Below are 16,004 nucleotides of genomic sequence, written 5' to 3' on the forward strand. Positions count from 1 at the left end.
CTCCCTCCCGCTTCGCGGGTCCCTCCCTCCCCCGCCTTCGGCGGTAGAGGGTGAGTTTGCAAAGCGGCGGCAGTCCCCTCTCCCTCGAAGAGGGGGAGGGTTAGGGAGGGGGCACCCGCAGCGATACCCTCACGCCACCGAAGCCAGAGGCAGATTGACCAGCAAATTCTGCGGCTTCAGCTTCAGCCGCCGCCCTTCCGTCATGGCCAGCCCCAGATAGACCGGCCGGCCGGCGAGATCGGGGCGCATGGCGGCGGGGTCGGCGAAGTCCAGGCGGAACAGGGCGAGAATGCGGGCCAGCCGCTCCTCTCCCACCTCGACCCCGTTGTAGAGGTCGTTGAGGATCGCGGATGCTGCGCTGTCGAGCCCGACATGCCAGACCCAGCGGTCGTCGCGGATGTTCTGCACCGGCTGGATGCTGACCGTCACGCCCAGGAAATGCCCGACCCAGGCCTCCAGCACGCGGGCCAGCGCGTCCAGCCCGGCGGCGGCGAAGGTGATGTCCAGCACGGTGTCGTGCCGGGCGTCGCGGCCCCAATAGAGCGGGTGGTTGGTCTCGTCCAAGATGTCCAGCTCGACGCTGCGGGGAGCGGTGCCGGCCTCCACCACCAGACGGCCGAGCGAACCGAAGCCGCCGGACGCCGCCATCGTCTCCACCGTCTCGGCATCGGCGACACGGACGCGGCCGTCCTCCACCGAGACGGTCTGTTCGCGGAAGAACAGCTCCCCGGCCCGCGCCCGCAGGCCGGACGGCGTTTCATCCAGGATGCCGCGCAGGATGGCGTGGACCAGCTGGTCGATGAACAGGGCGGGCACCCCGCGGGCACCCTCGCGGAACAGGCGGATGTAGCAGCCTTCCAGCGTTCCGGCCGCGAGCAGCCGGTCGCGGAAGGCCAGCCAGACCTGGAAATTCTCCCGCGCATCCGGATCGGCGATGGCGTCGAGCAGCGGCGCGGGCACACTCCGCGCCGGATCGTCGAGCAAGGCGGCGTGCAGCGTGCGCTCCGCATCGCAGGCCTCCTCCGGCGGCCGCATCTCCGGCCGGAGAAGGTAGGCGCGCAGGAAATCGGGCGTCACCGCCAGATGGTTGTCGTCATCGCGGGTCAACAGGTGGAAACCGGACGCCGTCCAGAAATCGGTCATGCTGCTGGGCACCTTTGGTCCTGAAGGCGCCTATCCGACGACAGAGCCGTCGGCCGGCGCAAGTGTCTTGTGCGCAAGAGTCTTGTCGAGAAAGGCATCGATGTCCGCCCACACCCGATCGCGGATGGCGTCGCATTCCATCAGCAGTTCGTGCCGCGCCCCGGGATAGTCGGCAAGATGGGCGTTGCCGAGGCGGGCGACCACCGCGCGGTGCGCCGCCGCCCGCACCACCCGGTCGTCCGGCGCGCTCAACAGCAGCACCGGCGTGCGCACCCGCTCCAGCGGCAGGCTGTGGCGCAGCGCATCCTCCGCATCGAGGGCGGCGGCGACCCAGGCGAAGCTGACGCCGCCGACGCGCAGTTCCGGCCGCTCGGCATAGGGGCCGTGGAAGGCGGCGTAGCGCCGCGGATCGGCGGTGATCTTGTTGTCCAGGCTGAAGCGCCCCTCCGCCGGGTCGTAATCGCCCTGCCCCAGCGCATAGCGGGCACCCAATCCGCAGGCGAGCCCGACGCCGGCCAGCATCCGGACCAGCCAGCGCGGCAGCGGTCCGCTGTGGATGGCGTACATCGGCGCCGACAGCAGGACGGCGGCATAGCGGTCGGGATCATCGTCGGCATGGCGGGCCAGCGCCAGCATCGCCACCAGCCCGCCCATGGAATGGGCCAGCAGGATCAGCGGCCCGCCCGTCTCCGCGGCGACGGGTGCCACCACCTGCCGGTAAACCTCGTCGAGATCGTCCACCAGCGTCGCGAAATCGGTCAGATGGTGAATCTGCCGGTTGGGCAAGGGCCGGTCGGACAGGCCCTGATTGCGCCAGTCCAACGCAACGACGCGGAAGCCGCGGGCCGCCAGCGCCTCCACGGTTTCGGCATATTTCTCGATGAACTCCGCCCGGCCGGTCAGCACCAGCGCCGTGCCGCGAACCCGCTCCGGCACCGGCCAGACGGCGACCCGCAGCTTGGCCCCGTCGGGCATCGCGACGAAGCGCATCTCCACGGAACCGGCAGCCGGGTCGGCAGCAGTTTCGCCGGCGGGCTTCGCCGCAAATTCGGATGCAGTCCAAGCGGCATCATCGGCCATACTTTCTCCCCTGACCGTTGTGTTGCAGACCGGAAGAGCGCCCGGACGGGCCACCCATTTCGAATTCGTCAAGACATAGAAAACCAGAAATAGTAGCGATGTCTTGTGTCAGCTGCGAGAGGGAACTCTTTTCCTTGAATGCCGTTGGTCCGCCGTTGGAGGTGAACCGATGAAGACAACACGCATCATCGTCCTGGCGATTGCCGCCGCGACCCTGAGTGGGACTTCCGTCCCTGCGCTGGCGAATGGAAAGGCCAAGGTTCCGCCCGTGCATGTCGAGCATGAGGATGGCGAGGAGATCCTCGTCCACAAGGGGGAAGCGTCCTTTTACAGCCAGAAATTCCATGGCCGCACCACCGCGAGCGGCGAAACGATGAACCAGAACAAGGCGACCGCCGCCTCGCGCACTCTGCCGCTGGGCGCCAAGGCGACCGTCACGAATGAGGAGAACGGCAAGAGCGTCGACGTCATCGTCAACGACCGCGGCCCTTATGTCGATGGTCGCGTGATCGACCTGTCGCGGTCTGCCGCCAAGAAGCTGGACATGATCGACGACGGCACCGCGCCGGTGACTGTGGAGGTCAAGCCGTCGGAGCAGCCGACCGAAGCCGCCCGCGAAAAGGTGGAGAACAAGGTGGACCAGCTCGCCCCCGACAGCCAGGTCGCCCAGGGGGACACCCGCCGCAACGGCAGCAGCGGGGGAAGCAAAAGCGACACAGTGTCGCACTCCGGGTCCGGCAAGTAATGCTGCGGTGCGGCGAAGACGGCTTCCGATTCGCCGCATCCGCTGCCGGATTTCCGTTCAATCGCCGAACCAACAGTCACCGGATGGTCAGGCCTCTGAAAAGAAACGGACTTCGCCGGCAGGGCACCATATGGCGACCGCAAAGTCGCACCAGCGGTCCGCAGCCGGCCCAAGGCGGTGATTTTTACCGTTAAGCCACTGATCCGGCACCATTCCCCTTGCTATACCTTCGGCCCGAAGTAATCCGCCGGCACCACGACGGCTTCCATTGCGCCGAAGCCTGCCGAACGGGGCAGCCGCCTTTCCTGCGGACTTGTGCGGAACGTTAGAGATTTTTTTGCATTTTTGGAGGAGACGTGGTGCCATTCCCATCGCTGCGGCGCACACCACGCATTGCAGCGAACGGCGCGGCGCCCAGCGTCAGACGCCGGAACAGGCACCGAGAGAAAGAGGAATTGCTGCGATGGACGACGTGCGTCAGGTCCGCAAGGATATCGAAGGCTACTGCATCGAAGACCTGTCCGTCGGCATGACGGCCAGCTTCGCCAAGACGGTGACGGAGGCCGACATCGTCCTGTTCGCGGGCATTTCCGGCGACACCAACCCGGTGCACATCAACCAGGAATACGCCGCCACCACCATGTTCCAGGGCCGTATCGCCCACGGCATGCTGACGGTCGGCTTCATTTCGGCCGTGCTGGGCACCAAGCTGCCGGGGCCGGGCTGCATCTACATGAGCCAGACGCTGAAGTTCAAGGCGCCGGTCCGCGCCGGCGACACCGTCACCGCCCGCGCCACCATCACCGAACTGATCCCGGAAAAGCGCCGCTGCGTCATCAAGACCGTCTGCACCGTCGGCGAGACCGTGGTGGTCGAGGGCGAGGCGCTGCTGATGGTCCCGTCTCGCGGTTGATCGGCCGCGACCAGCACTCCGGCCAATCGGCCTGCTTGCGAGCGTAAAACACGCCGGCGCGTTTACCCCGCGCCGGCGTCGGTCTATATAGACGCCCGAGCAAGCGGACCCGCCGGGGTCCGCCCACAGCACCGGGGCGCGCATGCGACTGTACAGACACACCGCCGACCTGCCGGCCGAAGAGCGGGGCGCCGTCGTTGCGCTCGGCAATTTCGACGGCGTGCACCGCGGGCATCAGACGGTCATCGGCACCGCTCAGCGCCTTGCGGCGGAAATGGGCGTGCCGTCGGCCGTCGTCACCTTCGAACCGCATCCGCGCAGCGTCTTCCGCCCCGACGACCCGCCCTTTCGCCTGACGCCCTTCCGCGTCAAGACCCGCCACATCGAGGCGCTGGGCGTCGACCAGTTGATCGTCTGCCATTTCGACGACAGCTTCCGCCACAAGACCGCGCAGGCCTTCGTCGACGAGGTTCTGATCGCCGGACTGGGCGTGCGGCACGTCGTCTGCGGCTATGACTTCCTGTTCGGGCACAAACGGTCGGGCGACCCCGCCTTTCTGCAGAAAGCCGGGCGCGCCCAGGGCTTCGGCGTGACTGAGGTCGGGCCGGTGTCCGACGAGCAGGGTGGCGTCTATTCCTCCACCCGCGTGCGCGATGCGCTGACCGCCGGCCGTCCGCGCGAGGCCGCCTTCGTTCTGGGCCATTCCTGGGAGATCGAGGGGCGCGTCGTCCATGGCGACCAGCGCGGCCGCACCATCGGTTTCCCCACCGCCAACATCGAGTTGGGCGAGTATCTGCGCCCGGCCTTCGGCGTCTATGCGGTGCGCGCCGGCATCGACCGCGCCGGCGAGACCGTCTGGCTGCCGGGCGTCGCCAACCTCGGCGCCCGCCCCACCGTCGACGGCACGATCGCCCGGCTGGAGGCCCACCTGTTCGACGTCGACCTTGACCTGTACGATCTGCATCTGCGGGTCCAGATGATCGACTTCCTGCGGCCGGAGATGAAGTTCCCCAGCTTCGACGTGCTGAAGGACCAGATCGTGAAGGACGCCGCCGCCGCCCGCGCCGTGCTGGCGGCCGGCTGACCGGAGGGCGTGCAGGATGGAGCGCGTGTTGATGCTGCTGTTCATGCTGAACCAGGGCGGCCCGACCACGCTGGATTTCGCCAGCATGGAGCAATGCAAGGCGGCCGAGCCGATCATCATCCAGAATTACCGCGAGATGACCGGAAACACCGTGCTGGCGCGCTGCATCCGCATGGTGCTGCCGGCCAAGTGACCGGGCCCAAGCGATTGGGCCCAAGCGATTTGGCCAAGTGACGGGATGGCAAGCGATCCGCGCTGGCGGCGGTGGTTTCATCTGATACAGTGCCGCCCCGTCTCCGCTTCGCCCCAAAGCCGTTCCATGCCCCGTCCCGATTCCCTGTCCATCCGCGTCCTGCTGACGGCGCTGGTCGCCTTCGGCCCGCTGTCCACCGACCTGTACCTGCCGTCGCTGCCGACTCTGGTGCGGGTGTTCGACACCGATGTCGCCACGGTGCAGCTGACGCTGTCGATCTTCCTGGTCGGCTTCGCGGTGTCGCAGCTGGTCTATGGCCCGATGTCCGACCGCTTCGGCCGGCGCCCGACCCTGCTGGTGGGGGTGGCGATCTATCTGGCGGCCAGCGCCGTCTGCGCCATGACCAGCAGCATCGACGCGCTGATCGCCGCCCGTTTCTTCCAGGCTCTGGGCGCCTGCTGTGGGCCGGTGGTGGCGCGCGCGGTGGTGCGCGACGTGTTCGGGCGCGACCGGGCGGCGACGGTACTGGCCTATATGTCGATGGCGATGGCGCTCGCCCCGGCGGTGGGGCCGATGCTGGGCGGCGTCCTGACGGAGTGGTTCGGCTGGCGCGCCAACTTCATGCTGCTGACCGTGTTCGCCTGCGGCATCCTGGCCGCGGTGTGGTCGATGCTGGGCGAAACCAACGCCCACCGCGACGAGGAGGCGCTGCGGCCGGGCCGGCTCGCCGCCAACTACCTGCTGCTGATGCGCAACCGCGGCTTCGTCGGCTATGTGCTGGTGGTTGCCTTTTCCTACAGCGGCATCTTCTCCTTCATCTCCGGCTCGTCCTTCGTGCTGATCGGACAATTGCACCTGACCCCGGCGCAGTATGGCGCCAGCTTCGGCGCGGTGGTCCTGGGATATATGCTGGGCACCTTCCTGGCCGGGCGGCTGACGCCGCGGCTGGGCGGCGCGCGGATGATCCGCATCGGGACGCTGCTGTCGCTGGGCGGCGGGCTGCTGGGCGGGGTGCTGGCGCTGGCCGGGGTATTGCACCTGCTGGCCATCGTGGTGCCGGTCTTCCTGTTCATCCTGGGCGCCGGGCTGACCCTGCCCAATGCCACCGCCAACGCGGTCGGTCCCTACGCCACCATGGCCGGGCTGGCGTCTTCGCTGCTGGGCTTCGCGCAGATGGCCATCGCCGCAGTCATCGGCATCGTCGTCGGCCACATGAACGACGGCACCGCCCTGCCAATGATGGGAGCCATCGGGCTGGTCGGGTTGGGCGCGCTGCTGGCGCACCGGCTGCTGGTCATCCCCGCGGCGCGTGGCGGGCGATCCGCCTGATCCGGCCCTGACGAAGGTTGGCGTGGCGGCGGTGGCGCGCCTTGCCGTCGCCATCCTCCGCATCCGCCTCGGCCTCCGACGCTCCCAACTGCGGGAAGCGGTCCATCAGGATGGTGAACAGGATGGTCACCACCAGGCACAGGGCCAGCGTCATGCCGGCAAGCGCGTAATAGCCGGCGCCGCAGGCGATGCCCAGCCCGCCCGCCACCCAGATGACCGCGGCGGTCGTCGCCCCCCGCACGCTGTCGCCGGACCGGAACATCACGCCGGCACTGATGAAGCCGACCGCCTGCGCCACGCCCTGGATGACGCGCACCGGGTCGCTCGGCCGCTCGTCGCCGCTGGTCTGCAGGCCGGCGAACAGTTCCAGCGCAACCATGGTGGTCAGGGCGCAGCTGATGGAGATCAGCGTATGCGTGCGCAGCCCCGCCGCCTTGCCCCGCATTTCGCGGTCGAGTCCAAGCAACGCACCGCAAAAGGCCGCCGCCAGCAGCCGCACCCCCATCTCCTCCGTTGTCAGAACCTCGGTCAAGCCCATGAAATCACTCCGGTTTTTCCGCCTGCCAAACGGTCTGCCACTTTTTTGGGGCACACGGCATTTTTCACTTTGCATTCGATCGCGTTGGATCTATGTAACGCGAACTCGCAAGCGCACGTGCCGCTGGCCCGCCCCTCGGCGTCTCCGAGATGTGGTTATGCAACGACGTAACGCGTGATCCCCGACCGTCCCTTAAACAAGGCGGCGACTTGGAGGTTACGATGGTTGATGTTGTTGTGGGTGGGCGCGTGCTCACCCGTCTCCGAAATCTGCCGCTCCTGGACCATACGGACAGAACAGGGTTCTGTACGGGGCAATCCAGTATTGGCGGCCTGAGCGCCTGATCAGCTTTTTCAGTTGCTGATCGGCCCGCCCGGCCGCTCCGTCCCCCCGACTTCGCCCTTTCCGTTCCATCATCTTGCGTCCCAGGAGACTGAGATGACCCAGAAGATTGCGCGCTTTTTCGAAGAGCAGCGCCCGCAGACCCCTTGCCTCGTCATCGATCTGGACGTGGTCGAGCAGAACTACAACGATCTGCACGACGCCCTGCCCGACGCCCGCATCTTCTATGCGGTGAAGGCGAACCCGGCCGCGGAAATCCTCAGCCTGCTGGCCCGTCTCGGCTCCGCCTTCGACTGCGCCTCGGTCCCGGAAATCCAGATGGCGCTGGCCGCCGGCGCCACCCCGAAGCGCATTTCCTTCGGCAACACCATCAAGAAGGAAAGCGACATCCGCCGCGCCTATGAGCTGGGTGTCCGCCTGTTCGCCTTCGACAGCGAGCCGGAACTGGAAAAGATCGAGCGCGCCGCCCCCGGCGCCCGCGTGTTCTGCCGCATCCTGACCTCGGGCGAGGGCGCCGAATGGCCGCTGTCGCGCAAGTTCGGCTGCGACCTGCCGATGGCCCGCGACCTGCTGCTGAAGGCCCGCGACATGGACGTGCAGCCCTATGGCGTGTCTTTCCATGTCGGCTCGCAGCAGAAGGACCTGATGCAGTGGGACCACGCCATCTTCCAGGTGGCGCAGCTGTTCCGCGAGCTTGAGGTGCTGGGCGTCGATCTGGGCATGATCAACCTGGGTGGCGGCTTCCCCACCCGCTACCGCACCGACGTGCCGGAATGCACCGCCTATGGCCAGGCGATCTTCGACTCGCTGCGTACCCACTTCGGCAACCACCTGCCGGAGACCATCGTGGAGCCGGGTCGCGGCATGGTCGGCAGCGCCGGCATCATCGAGAGCGAAGTGGTCCTGGTGTCGCGCAAGTCGGCCGAGGACCCCAAGCGCTGGGTCTATCTGGACATCGGCAAGTTCGGCGGTCTGGCCGAGACGATGGACGAGGCGATCCAGTACCCGATCGAAGTGCTGGGCGATGAGCAGGACGACGACCGCGAGGCGGTGATCCTGGCCGGCCCGACTTGCGACAGCGCCGACGTGCTGTACGAGCGTGCCGACTACAAGATGCCGATGGGTCTGAAGGCCGGCGACCGCGTGCGCATCCATGCCACCGGCGCCTACACCACGACCTACTCGGCCGTCTGCTTCAACGGCTTCGCGCCGCTGCACCACTACTGCATCTGAGGAGACGGCAGGGCGACACTCTGCCCCTCCTGGACTTGGTCCAAGAAAAAGCCCGCCTGCCGGTTCCACCGGTGGCGGGCTTTTCGTTTCCGGCAGCCGCTTTTCTATGCAGCCTGACTTTTGGACAATCCAAGCACCGGGCAAAGAAAAAGGCCGTTTCCGATCAACGGAAACGGCCTTTTCCGGTGCGTTCGCCGGCCGGCGTGCAAGCGCTCATTCGCGCCAGAACGGCTTCGACATCTCGCGCTCGGCATCCAGACGGCTGAAGCCGATGTCCTGGAGCATACGGTCGTCCAGATAGCCCAGTTCGCGGCGGGTCACGATGCGCTGGCGCCACAGGCCCAGCATGTTCGACGCCACTTCGACGACATGGGCAAAGGTGGAGGTGCTGCGGCCGGTCTCGGCCGAATGCAGAAGGGTTGCCATGATGGAGATTCCTGAGATGTCTTGTTATGGAGGGTCCGCCGGTCGGCGATCACGTCCTCCTTGTGTGGAAATATAATTACGCTCCTTCGAGCCATGTTGCCACCCCCGACGGCAACATGCCCGCTTTGCAGGCAGCGAAGAACTCGCCATGGAATGTCACCGATCTGTGGCAAAAGCGTCATTGCGGATACTTACGGTTCGCTATGCTGACAATAATGGACCCCTGCATCGACAGCCTCTGGACAAGGCCAACCTACTTGGGCGATGTATTGTTTTACTTACGGATCAATTCAGCGGACCAGTGGACAGGTTCATGAACAGCCCCATCACCCCCGCCGGCCAGACCTTCGACACCATCGGCTTCGATGGCGACGACACGCTCTGGCACAATGAATCGCTGTTTTCGATGACGCAGGACCGCTTCCGCAGCCTGCTGGCTCATGCTGCGGACCCTACCGACCTCGACCGCCGCCTGCTGGAGGCGGAGCGGGCGAACCTCCGCGTCTATGGCTACGGCATCAAGGGCTTCGTGCTGTCGATGATCGAGACGGCGATCGCCGTCACCGACGGCCATGTCCCGGCCCGCGACCTGCAGAGCCTGATCGACTTCGGCAAGGCGATGCTGGAGCATCCGGTGGAGCTGCTGCCCGGCGTGGCGGAGGTGGTGGAGACGCTGGCCAGCCGCCACCGGCTGGTTCTGATCACCAAGGGCGACCTGTTCGACCAGGAAAGCAAGATCGCGCGCTCCGGCCTGTCGGAGCTGTTCCACGCGGTGGAGATCGTCAGCGAGAAGGACCCGGCCACCTACCGGCGGGTGATGGACCGCCACGGCATCGATCCGGCCCGTTTCCTGATGGTCGGCAATTCGGTACGCTCGGACATCCTGCCGGTGCTGGCCACCGGTGCCCATGCCGTCCACATCCCCTATGCCATCACCTGGGCGCATGAGGAGGCGGAGGTGCCCGACGATCACTACCGCCGGCTGGACTCGATCCGCGACCTGCCGGCGCTGCTGGCCGACTGGTGAGAAGGACCTTCGATGACCCTGTCCATGCTGCCTGACCTCGACGGCATCACGCCGGAAACCGGCGCCCCGGCCGCCGACCGCATCCTGGCCGGGTCACCGGTCTTCACCACCTGGAACGGCTACGAGTCGGAGGACGGCAAGCGGTTCGCAGGCACATGGCGGTCGACGCCCGGATCCTGGCGCATCGTCTATGACGAGTGGGAATATTGCGAGGTCTTGGAGGGCGAGAGCGTCGTCGCCCATGACGACGGGCGCTCCTGGACCTTGAGGGCCGGGGACCGTTTCGTCATCGAACCGGGCTTCACGGGAAGCTGGACCGTGGTCGCGGCCACCACCAAGCGCTATGTGGTGGTCCTGCCCTGAGGCAGATCGTCAGCCAACGATCTCGATTGAATGCTGGGCGGCGCCGTGGCTGAGGATGGTGACGGCCTTGCGTCCGATCTCCACCGCCAGAACGCCCAGCACCAGGACGGAGGCGACCAGCATCAGGCGGGCGATGTCACGCGACCAGCCGCGCTTGCGGGCGTTGGCGCGGCGATGCTCGCGCAGCACCGCCCGTGCTGCACGGCCGCTCAGCCGCGGTCCCATCCAGGAGGTGGCAGCCATCTTGCGCTCCCTCGTCGTCCCGAACAAATCGATATGCTTTTATATAAAATTTTATCTTGTTGGGCAAGTCGGGATTTTCGCCGCGAAGGACCAGAAGCAGCCGGAAGGAATTACTTATTCGTTCCGCTGACGTAACGGATTGGATCGGTCGTTCCGGCTTCGGAAAAGCCCTTCAGGCGCAACAGGCAGCTGTCGCAGGCGCCACAGGACAGCCCCTCCGGCGTCGGATCGTAGCAGGAATGGGTGAGGCTGTAGTCGACCCCCAGCTCCAGCCCGCGACGGACGATGGCGGCCTTGTCCATCCGCATCAGCGGCGCATGGATCTTGAACCGGCTGGTGCCCTCCACCCCCGCCTTGGTGGCGAGGTTCGCCAGCGTCTCGAAGGCGGCGATGTATTCGGGACGGCAGTCAGGATAGCCGGAGTAGTCCAGGGCGTTGACGCCGATGAACAGGTCGGACGCCCCCAGCGTTTCCGCCCAGGCCAGCGCGAAGGACAGGAAGACGGTGTTGCGCGCCGGCACATAGGTGACCGGGATGCCCTCCCCCAGCCCGGCCGCCAGATCGGCGGCGCTGTCGTGCTTCGGCACGTCGATGGCGTCGGTCAGTGCGGAGCCGCCGAAGGCGCGCAGGTCGATGTCGGCGATCACATGCCGCTCCACCCCCATTGCCGCAACCACCCGCCGCGCCGCCTCCAGCTCCACCGAATGACGCTGGCCGTAGCGGAAGCTCAAGGCGTTGACCCGGTAGCCCTCGGCCTTGGCGATGGCGAGCACCGTCGTCGAGTCGAGTCCGCCGCTGACCAGCACCACCGCCGGCTTTGACTTGTCCTGATCCGCCATCGCACACCTGCCTTTCCTTCGCCATCCGTCCGCCGGGTGGACCCTATGCGGCAGCTTCTGACACATCCGGGCAGCGCAGACCAGATCAGGACATCGCCGCCAGCACCTCGGCGACGGTCATGATGCGCGACGGCGGCAGCCGGATTGTGGCGGTACAGCCCTGCCCCAGCGCGCTGTCCAGCGTGAGTGTCCCACCATGGGCCTCCACCAGACGCGACGCCAGCGGCAGTCCGAGTCCGACGCCCTCGTGACGGCGTGTGGGACCTTGGTCAAGCTGGGCGAAGGGCGTCAGGGCTTTCGCAATGTCCTCCGGTCGCATGCCGACACCCCGGTCCCGCACCGAAAGCTCGACCCAGCCATCGGCGGCCAATGCAGCCGTCAGGGTGACGGTATCCCACGGATGGCTGAATTTGATGGCGTTGGACAGCAAATTGCCCAGCGCCTGGACCAGGCGACGTTGGTCGCCACGAATCGAAGGCAGCCCGCCATCGGCCACCACCGCGACCGTCACACTCTGACGGGTGGCGTGAAAGTGCAGGTCTGCCACGGCCCGGTCGGCGACCGCCGACAAATCGACGGGCGCTTCGGTCAAGGACAGCCCGCCGCCATCGACGCGGGCCATGTCGAGGATGTCGTCGATGATCGCCAACAGCTGTTCGCCGGCCTGACGGATCGCGCCGACACAATCGCGCATCTGATCGTTCCGCCCCTCGTCGCCAATCGTTCGTCCGGCCTGCGCCTCCAACAACTGGGAGAAGCCGATCACCGCGTTCAGCGGGGTGCGCAATTCGTGGCTCATCGCCGCGATGAAGGTGGATTTGGCTCGGTCGGCGGCCTCCGCCGCGTCCTTGGCCGCCAGCAACTCGGCCTCCGTCCGGCGGCGTTCGGTGACGTCGCGGAGAATGGCGGTGTAGAGCCTCCGACCCTCCACCTCGCTGGCGCTGACCGACAACTCCACGGGAAAGCGGGTGCCGTCGGCGCGCTCCGCCTTCGCCGCACGGTCACGGGCGATCAACGCGGTGGTCTGGCCGGGCGCGAACTCCAGCCGGACGCCGCCCTCCTCCCGCAGATCCGTCAGCGGGATCAGGCGGTCGAGAGGGCGCCACAGCAGATCCCCGGCCGCAACACCGAACATCGCCTCCGCCGCCCGGTTGAAGCTGTGCAGCACGCCGGCCTCGTCGATGGTCAGGATCGCCTCGGCCGCGGTGTCGAGAATTGCCTCGTTGCGCGCCTCCGACAGGCGCAGGGCGTTGGCGGTGTGCACATATTCGCTGACGTCGGTGATGGTGGCGATGGTGCCGCCATCCTCCAGGGCCATGCGCTGGCACAGCACCCGCCGGTCGACGCCGGCCCCGTCGGAGTCGTGGAAGCGGAAATCGGTCGGCGCCGGATCGCCGGTCGCGTCCAGCCGCCAGTCCGCCGCCACCCGAGCCCGGTCGTCGGGATGGACGGCGTCGAGCCAGCCACCGCCGAGCAGCCGGTCGGGCTCCAGCCCGGTGATGCCGGCAAGCCGGGCATTGGCGAACAGCACCTGACCGTCGGCATCGGCCTGCAGGATGCCGACCGGCACCGCCTCCGCCAATGTGCGATAGCGCGCTTCGCTGGCCCGCAGCCGTTCCGACAGGGCGATGTGGTCGCTGATGTCGCGGACGGTCAGGACCAGTCCGCCGATGGCCGGATTGGCCAACTCGTTGCGGGTGGTGACTTCCAGCCAGCGCCAGCCGCCATCGGCATGGCGAAAACGGAAAACGGCGCGGCCACTGCTGCCGGCCGGGGCCACCGCGCGCAGTTGGAACCGGCGCCGCGCCTCCTCGACATCATCGGGATGAATATGGCCGTCGAAGGACGTGCCGGTCAGCTTGTCCGAAGGGTGGCCCAGCAGATCCGCGACGCCGTCACTGATGCGGAGCACGCACCCGTCGGCCGACAGCAGCGCGACGACTTCCCGGCAATCGCGGAACAGGGCGCCGACAGCCATTGCGGTCGCGCGATGCTCGCCATCCTGCAAGATGATACCCCCCGAACCTGCTGCAAATGGCGGGATGGCTTCGATCCCGCCATGCAGAGTAATCAGAGGTCATCAATGGTTCATGTCAGGATTAACCCGACTCCGGGCCATTGATTTCAGCACTGAAACTTTTATTTCCGCCACCCTTATCCCCGGCGCAAGGACAGGAAGGATGTCAGCGCCTCCAGCACTGCATCGGGAGCTTCGGTCATCACCATGTGTCCGGTCTGCGGCAGGACGACGACCTGCGAAGTCTTGACGCGGGCCGCCAGCGACCGGCCGGCCTTTGCCGGAGTCATCTTGTCGAGCGCCCCCAGCAGGAATAGCGCCGGACAATCGACCGCCTCGGCGGCACCGGCCCCTTGTCCATAGTCGTTGCAGGCGGCCAGATCGACACCCAGCACGCCCGGACGAACCGACGCCATCAGCCGGCGTCCACCGGGAATCAGCGCCAGCCCCGGCGTCGGGCAACCGCCGCCCTGGGCACCGCCATGGCCACGCGGACCGTGGCCCCAGCCGATCACCATATCGATGGCGGACTGTTCGCCGGCATGGGCGGCGACCAGCAGGTCCGGGTGTACCGGCATCCGCTCCGCGATGCCCAGCAGAGCGATTGCCTCCACCCGTCCGCCATGGCGGGCGGCGGCGTCCAGCGCCACCAGCGCGCCCATGGAATGACCGACCAGCGCAGCCCGCTCCAGTCCGGCGGCATCCAGCAGGGCGATCACCCAATCGGCGATGGCGGCGATGCTGCCCAGCGGCTCCCCACCGGAGCGGCCATGTCCCGGCAGATCGACCGCCAGAACCGAGCGGCCATGGTGGGCGAGATAACGGCTTTGCAGGCTCCACACGCTGTGGTCCATGCCGGCGCCGTGGATCAGCACGATTGCGGGGCGCGCGGGGTCGATGTCCCGGCCGCCGGTGTGGACGAAGACGGGGGTTCCGTTGACGGTCAGTTGCATGGCGCGGCCCTCAGCCCTTGGTGGCGGCGCGCAGCGCCTGCTTCAGGTCGTCGATCAGGTCTTCGCAATCCTCCAGCCCGATGGACAGGCGGATCATGTCCTCCCCCACCCCCGCGGCGGCGAGCGCCTCCGCATCCAGCTGGGCATGGGTGGTGCTGGCCGGATGGATCACCAGAGACTTGGCGTCGCCGACATTGGCGAGATGCGAGAATAGGCTCAGCGACTCGATGAAACGGCGCCCGGCCTCACGGCTACTCCCTTGGCCTCCGCCTGACCCGACCGCGCGGATGCCGAAGGAAATGATGGAGCCGGCGCCATGCGGCAGCAGCCGGGCGGCCAGGGCGTGGTCGGGATGGTCCACCAGTTCCGGGTAGGAGACCCAGGCGACCGCCCCCTTCTCCGCATTCAACTCCCCTTCCAGGAAGCAGATGATCTTGCGGGTGTTGTGGATGTGCGCCTTCATCCGCAGCGGCAGCGTTTCCACGCCCTGCAGGATCTGGAAGGCGTTCATCGGGCTCATGCAGGCGCCGAAATCGCGCAAGCCTTCGGCACGGGCGCGGGCGATGAAGGCGGCCGGACCGTATTCCTCGGCGAAGTCGATGCCGTGATAGCCGGCATAGGGCTCCGTCAGGGTCGGGAACTTGCCCGACGCCTCCCAGTCGAACCGACCGCCGTCGATCACCACGCCGCCGATGGCGGTGCCGTGCCCGCCCAGCCACTTGGTGCAGGAATGCATGACCAGATCGGCGCCATGCTCGAACGGACGGCAGAGATAGGGGGTGGTGAAGGTCGAGTCGATCAGCAGCGGGATCCCGGCCTCATGGGCGATGGCCGCGACCTTCGGCACGTCCAGAACCTCCAGCCCCGGATTGCCCAGCACCTCGCCGAAGACAAGGCGGGTTTCCGGACGGATCGCCGCGCGGATGCCGTCGAGGTCGCGCGGATGGACGAAGGTCGTGGTGATGCCGAACCGCGGCAGCGTATAGGCCAACAGGTTGCGGCTGCCGCCATAGATGGAGGAGGAGGCGACGATGTGCCCGCCCGCCCCCATCAGCGTCATGATGGCGAGCGTCAGCGCCGCCTGTCCGCTGGCGGTGCAGACGGCGCCCACCCCGCCTTCCAGCGTCGCCAGCCGCTCCTCCAGCACCGCGACGGTGGGGTTGGAAATGCGCGAATAGATGTGGCCCGGCCGTTCCAGATTGAACAGGGCCGCCGCCTGATCGACGTCGCTGAAGACGTAGGAGGAGGTGAGGTGGATCGGAACCGCCCGCGCCCCGGTCGCCGGATCGGGCCTTTGCCCTGCATGCAGGCTCTGCGTGTCGAACTTCAGGAACTTGGCGCCGGCCATGCTCCTCCCTCCCCTTGATGTTGGAAGAGGGCCGCCTGTGATGGAGCGGCCCTCTTTGCTTTTCAGCTTTTTATTTGCCAGCCCTGTTCAACCCGCATTCCAGCGGCATCGACGGTGCGGAAGCGTATGGAGACATGACGCGCGCGTCAAGGCGGTTGGGAAGGGACGGCCGGGAGACGCGGCGCCGA

General features: G+C 67.0%; 17 protein-coding genes. 8 read left to right on the forward strand and 9 right to left on the reverse strand.

Annotation, left to right across the window (positions count from 1 at the left end):
* Window positions 1-129 precede the first annotated feature (129 nt).
* Window positions 130-1,143, reverse strand: coding sequence for a DUF6352 family protein (locus tag TSO5_RS26180; RefSeq protein ID WP_109154380.1), 1,014 nt, complete (start codon window positions 1,141-1,143; stop codon window positions 130-132).
* Window positions 1,144-1,173: 30 nt separating this feature from the next.
* Window positions 1,174-2,223: an alpha/beta hydrolase gene (locus TSO5_RS26185; protein ID WP_109154381.1), complete on the reverse strand. Its 1,050-nt coding sequence runs from the start codon at window positions 2,221-2,223 to the stop codon at window positions 1,174-1,176.
* 169 nt (window positions 2,224-2,392) lie between these two features.
* Here TSO5_RS26185 and TSO5_RS26190 point away from each other — a divergent pair, with 169 nt between their 5' ends.
* From TSO5_RS26190 to TSO5_RS26205, 5 genes are all read left to right on the forward strand, one after another.
* A complete protein-coding gene (locus TSO5_RS26190; protein ID WP_109154382.1) occupies window positions 2,393-2,968 on the forward strand; it encodes a septal ring lytic transglycosylase RlpA family protein in 576 nt (191 codons plus the stop codon).
* A gap of 463 nt (window positions 2,969-3,431) precedes the next feature.
* On the forward strand, window positions 3,432-3,881 hold the full coding sequence (locus TSO5_RS26195) for a MaoC family dehydratase (protein ID WP_109076331.1): 450 nt from the start codon (window positions 3,432-3,434) through the stop codon (window positions 3,879-3,881).
* A 142-nt stretch (window positions 3,882-4,023) separates the two neighbouring features.
* The gene (locus TSO5_RS26200) at window positions 4,024-4,965 is read left to right on the forward strand and encodes a bifunctional riboflavin kinase/FAD synthetase (protein ID WP_109154383.1); all 942 of its coding nucleotides are present in this window, start codon (window positions 4,024-4,026) and stop codon (window positions 4,963-4,965) included.
* A 16-nt stretch (window positions 4,966-4,981) separates the two neighbouring features.
* The gene (locus TSO5_RS33070) at window positions 4,982-5,158 is read left to right on the forward strand and encodes a hypothetical protein (RefSeq protein WP_167393315.1); all 177 of its coding nucleotides are present in this window, start codon (window positions 4,982-4,984) and stop codon (window positions 5,156-5,158) included.
* Between the two features lie 126 nt (window positions 5,159-5,284).
* Window positions 5,285-6,487, forward strand: coding sequence for a multidrug effflux MFS transporter (locus tag TSO5_RS26205; protein WP_109154384.1), 1,203 nt, complete (start codon window positions 5,285-5,287; stop codon window positions 6,485-6,487).
* Here the strand turns inward: TSO5_RS26205 and TSO5_RS26210 are convergent.
* A complete protein-coding gene (locus tag TSO5_RS26210) occupies window positions 6,453-7,025 on the reverse strand; it encodes an MgtC/SapB family protein (RefSeq protein WP_109154385.1) in 573 nt (190 codons plus the stop codon). The two genes, TSO5_RS26205 and TSO5_RS26210, sit on opposite strands and share 35 nt — an antisense overlap.
* A 438-nt stretch (window positions 7,026-7,463) precedes the next feature.
* On the opposite strand from TSO5_RS26210, the gene TSO5_RS26215 reads away from it, so the two are divergent.
* Entirely contained in the window at window positions 7,464-8,600 is a 1,137-nt protein-coding gene (locus tag TSO5_RS26215) for a type III PLP-dependent enzyme (protein ID WP_109154386.1), read from the forward strand.
* Window positions 8,601-8,813: 213 nt separating this feature from the next.
* On the opposite strand, the gene TSO5_RS26220 is transcribed toward TSO5_RS26215, so the two are convergent.
* On the reverse strand, window positions 8,814-9,026 hold the full coding sequence (locus TSO5_RS26220) for a DUF1127 domain-containing protein (RefSeq protein WP_109076326.1): 213 nt from the start codon (window positions 9,024-9,026) through the stop codon (window positions 8,814-8,816).
* A 313-nt stretch (window positions 9,027-9,339) separates the two neighbouring features.
* Between TSO5_RS26220 and TSO5_RS26225 the strand changes: the two genes are divergently transcribed.
* Both TSO5_RS26225 and TSO5_RS26230 read left to right on the forward strand, forming a co-directional pair.
* Window positions 9,340-10,053: an HAD family hydrolase gene (locus TSO5_RS26225; RefSeq protein WP_109154387.1), complete on the forward strand. Its 714-nt coding sequence runs from the start codon at window positions 9,340-9,342 to the stop codon at window positions 10,051-10,053.
* 12 nt (window positions 10,054-10,065) lie between these two features.
* The gene (locus tag TSO5_RS26230; RefSeq protein WP_109154388.1) at window positions 10,066-10,416 is read left to right on the forward strand and encodes a cupin domain-containing protein; all 351 of its coding nucleotides are present in this window, start codon (window positions 10,066-10,068) and stop codon (window positions 10,414-10,416) included.
* A gap of 9 nt (window positions 10,417-10,425) precedes the next feature.
* Here the strand turns inward: TSO5_RS26230 and TSO5_RS26235 are convergent, their stop codons facing one another.
* The 5 genes from TSO5_RS26235 to TSO5_RS26255 form a co-directional block, all read right to left on the reverse strand.
* Window positions 10,426-10,659, reverse strand: coding sequence for a hypothetical protein (locus tag TSO5_RS26235; protein ID WP_109154389.1), 234 nt, complete (start codon window positions 10,657-10,659; stop codon window positions 10,426-10,428).
* Between the two features lie 110 nt (window positions 10,660-10,769).
* Window positions 10,770-11,498: a 7-cyano-7-deazaguanine synthase QueC gene (gene queC / locus TSO5_RS26240; protein WP_109154390.1), complete on the reverse strand. Its 729-nt coding sequence runs from the start codon at window positions 11,496-11,498 to the stop codon at window positions 10,770-10,772.
* An 85-nt stretch (window positions 11,499-11,583) separates the two neighbouring features.
* Window positions 11,584-13,476, reverse strand: a complete 1,893-nt coding sequence (locus TSO5_RS26245) for a PAS domain S-box protein (protein ID WP_109154391.1) — start codon at window positions 13,474-13,476, stop codon at window positions 11,584-11,586.
* Between the two features lie 176 nt (window positions 13,477-13,652).
* Window positions 13,653-14,468, reverse strand: coding sequence for an alpha/beta hydrolase (locus TSO5_RS26250; protein ID WP_109154392.1), 816 nt, complete (start codon window positions 14,466-14,468; stop codon window positions 13,653-13,655).
* 10 nt (window positions 14,469-14,478) lie between these two features.
* Window positions 14,479-15,816, reverse strand: a complete 1,338-nt coding sequence (locus TSO5_RS26255) for an O-acetylhomoserine aminocarboxypropyltransferase (protein WP_109154393.1) — start codon at window positions 15,814-15,816, stop codon at window positions 14,479-14,481.
* Window positions 15,817-16,004 lie beyond the last annotated feature (188 nt).

The organism is Azospirillum sp. TSO5, assembly GCF_003116065.1.
In the GTDB taxonomy this organism is placed as follows: domain Bacteria; phylum Pseudomonadota; class Alphaproteobacteria; order Azospirillales; family Azospirillaceae; genus Azospirillum.

Coding starts and splice junctions, on each gene's coding strand:
- TSO5_RS26180 (WP_109154380.1), bottom strand. CDS start 1,143: ATGACCGATTTCTGGACGGCGTCCGGTTTCCACCTGTTGACCCGCGAT.
- TSO5_RS26185 (WP_109154381.1), bottom strand. CDS start 2,223: ATGGCCGATGATGCCGCTTGGACTGCATCCGAATTTGCGGCGAAGCCC.
- TSO5_RS26190 (WP_109154382.1), top strand. CDS start 2,393: ATGAAGACAACACGCATCATCGTCCTGGCGATTGCCGCCGCGACCCTG.
- TSO5_RS26195 (WP_109076331.1), top strand. CDS start 3,432: ATGGACGACGTGCGTCAGGTCCGCAAGGATATCGAAGGCTACTGCATC.
- TSO5_RS26200 (WP_109154383.1), top strand. CDS start 4,024: ATGCGACTGTACAGACACACCGCCGACCTGCCGGCCGAAGAGCGGGGC.
- TSO5_RS33070 (WP_167393315.1), top strand. CDS start 4,982: ATGGAGCGCGTGTTGATGCTGCTGTTCATGCTGAACCAGGGCGGCCCG.
- TSO5_RS26205 (WP_109154384.1), top strand. CDS start 5,285: ATGCCCCGTCCCGATTCCCTGTCCATCCGCGTCCTGCTGACGGCGCTG.
- TSO5_RS26210 (WP_109154385.1), bottom strand. CDS start 7,025: ATGGGCTTGACCGAGGTTCTGACAACGGAGGAGATGGGGGTGCGGCTG.
- TSO5_RS26215 (WP_109154386.1), top strand. CDS start 7,464: ATGACCCAGAAGATTGCGCGCTTTTTCGAAGAGCAGCGCCCGCAGACC.
- TSO5_RS26220 (WP_109076326.1), bottom strand. CDS start 9,026: ATGGCAACCCTTCTGCATTCGGCCGAGACCGGCCGCAGCACCTCCACC.
- TSO5_RS26225 (WP_109154387.1), top strand. CDS start 9,340: ATGAACAGCCCCATCACCCCCGCCGGCCAGACCTTCGACACCATCGGC.
- TSO5_RS26230 (WP_109154388.1), top strand. CDS start 10,066: ATGACCCTGTCCATGCTGCCTGACCTCGACGGCATCACGCCGGAAACC.
- TSO5_RS26235 (WP_109154389.1), bottom strand. CDS start 10,659: ATGGCTGCCACCTCCTGGATGGGACCGCGGCTGAGCGGCCGTGCAGCA.
- queC (WP_109154390.1), bottom strand. CDS start 11,498: ATGGCGGATCAGGACAAGTCAAAGCCGGCGGTGGTGCTGGTCAGCGGC.
- TSO5_RS26245 (WP_109154391.1), bottom strand. CDS start 13,476: ATGGCTGTCGGCGCCCTGTTCCGCGATTGCCGGGAAGTCGTCGCGCTG.
- TSO5_RS26250 (WP_109154392.1), bottom strand. CDS start 14,468: ATGCAACTGACCGTCAACGGAACCCCCGTCTTCGTCCACACCGGCGGC.
- TSO5_RS26255 (WP_109154393.1), bottom strand. CDS start 15,816: ATGGCCGGCGCCAAGTTCCTGAAGTTCGACACGCAGAGCCTGCATGCA.